The following is a 2,245-nucleotide window of genomic DNA, read 5'->3' as shown; positions in this document are numbered from 1 at the left end:
GCATCGGCATCCACCACATCGCCTTCGACGGATGGTCACACGCCCTCCTCGTCCACGACCTCAGCCACGCCTACACCGCACGCCTGACCGGCCAGGCACCCGCGTGGGACCGCCCCGCACCGACGCTGCGCCAGTCGTACGACGAATTCACCCGGCTGCGTGCCGCCACCGACCTGGAGTCGCAGCGCGCCTACTGGCGCCAACAGCTCCGCGGCCTGCCCCGCCAGGGCAACCCTCCCGCCGACGCGTCGCTGGAGCAGGCGCTCGCCTGGGGTCCCAAGGCCGGACACACCGTCACCGTCACGCCTCAGGTGATGGCACGCTGGGATCGGGCCGCCCGCGAACACCGGTTCAGCCGCTCCGCCTACTTCGCCGCCGCCTTCGCCACCGCGCTGCGCGCCCTCCACCAGCAGGACGACATCGGCCTGTTGATGGTCGTCGCCAAGCGCGGTAGCCGCGTCCTCGACTCCGCCTTCACCACCAGGATCAACCTCAACTGCGTCCGGGTCCGGTTCGACGGGCCGGAGGACGAACTCGTCCTCCGGGTCAACGACACGATCAGCGACCTGATGCGGGCCCAGGACGTCTCCTTCGCGGAGACCGCCGACGATCCCACCGCCGGGATCTCCAGCGAGGTGGTGGCCAGCCTGCCGACCTTCGTCTTCCAGGACAACGTGGTGCACCCGCTGGAGCTGCCCGGCTGCCGGACGGAGGAGGTCGTCGAGCCGTACGCCCGGGAGGTGCCCAACGGCCTCACGGTCGAGGTGCTTCCCCGGGCCGACCACGCCCTCCTGCGCATCACCATCCGCACCGACCTCCTGCCGTACCGCCTCGCCGAGGAGCTGAACGGTCACATGCTGCGCTTCCTGGAAGCCGGGCCCGGGTTGTCCACCGCCGCTGACTGACCCCGTAGTCCTCGTGCCGTGGGCGCGGACGGCCGCGTCCACGCCAGTTCCTGATTCCCTGACCCGGCGGTACCCGTACAGGTGACGCCGGCCCTGATCGGAGGTTGGCTCATGTCTGTCGGGTTCGTTGGTGGTCGGGCCGAGGCCGCGGGTGTCGCCGGGGCGGGTGCCGAGTTCGAGGGCCTGGACCTGATGGCGGACCTGCGGCGGCCGTTGGTGTGGCCGGCCCGGGCGGCCTCGCAGTCGCGGACGGTGGAGCTGCCCGACCTGACGGGCCCGGAGCCGGCCGGTGTGGTGCTGCTGGCCGGCCTCGTCGGAGTGCTGGCCCGGTACACCGGTCAGGACGAGGTGGCGCTGGGCCTGGCGACGGGCGGGTCGGTGGCGCGGGTGGATGTCGCGGACGATCCGACGTTCGGGGAGCTGGTGTCGCGGGTGGGCGCGGCGTGGGCCGCGCCGGTGGCGGCTTCGGGGGTGCTGGGTCCGGTGGCGGTGGGCCTGGTCGACGGCCCGGTCGCCGAGGACGGCCCGGCGGCGGTGGACGTCGATCTGGTGGCGACCGTGGCCTCGGACGGGTCCGGGTTGCGGGTGGACTACGCGGCGGAGGGCTTTTCCGCGGACTGGGTGCGGGGCCTGCTGGACCAGACCGTGCTGCTGGTGTCGGCCGGGATGCGGAAACCCGAGGTCCCGCTGTCGGGGCTGCCGTTGTTGGGCGCGGCCGATCGCGATCGGCTGCTCGCGTGGGGCCGGGGCCCGGGCCGGCCGGTGCCGGACGAGCCGATCCACGACCTGGTGCTGGCGTGGGCACGCCGGACCCCGGAAGCGGTCGCGGGCGTCGCCGACGGCGAGATCCTCACGTACGGGGAACTGGCGCGCCGATCGGACCTGCTGGCCCGTTACCTGCGGTCAGCCGGCGTCGGCGTCGGGGACGTGGTGTCGCTGGCGCTGGACCGCAGCATGTGGACACTCGTCGCCACCCTGGCGGTCCTGCGGGCGGGGGCGGCGTACACGCCGATGGACGTGGCGTGGCCGGCGGAGCGGATGCGGATGCTCCTGGCCGACCACGGCGCCCGGGTCGTACTCACCGTCGGCGAGGTCGCCCCACGCATCCCCCGGCCCGACGGCGTACGGGTCGTCGCCCTGGACGACGACTGGCCGACGGTGGAGGCGACCGGACCGGTCGAACTGCCGGTGGTGGACGCCTCCGGGCCGGCGTTCGTGATCTACACGTCGGGGTCGACCGGGAAGCCGAAGGGCGTGGTGTTGACCCATGCCATGTTGACGAACTTCCTCACCTGGATGCGCGAGGAGTGCGCGGTGGGTCCGGACAGCCGGATGCTGCA

General features: G+C 73.1%; 2 protein-coding genes. Both read left to right on the top strand.

Going from position 1 to position 2,245, the window contains the following annotated elements; translation table 11 throughout:
- Nucleotides 1-905, top strand: a 905-nt coding sequence (locus ACGF5C_RS34270) for a condensation domain-containing protein (RefSeq protein WP_393308495.1), incomplete at its 5' end; no start/stop codon positions are given.
- Nucleotides 906-1,016: 111 nt separating this feature from the next.
- On the top strand, nt 1,017-2,245 hold a 1,229-nt coding region (locus tag ACGF5C_RS34265; protein WP_393308493.1), incomplete at its 3' end, for an AMP-binding protein.

The sequence above is a fragment of the Micromonospora sp. NPDC047620 genome (assembly GCF_043205005.1).
GTDB lineage: Bacteria > Actinomycetota > Actinomycetes > Mycobacteriales > Micromonosporaceae > Micromonospora.
This window is presented reverse-complemented; position numbering and strand designations above follow the sequence as displayed.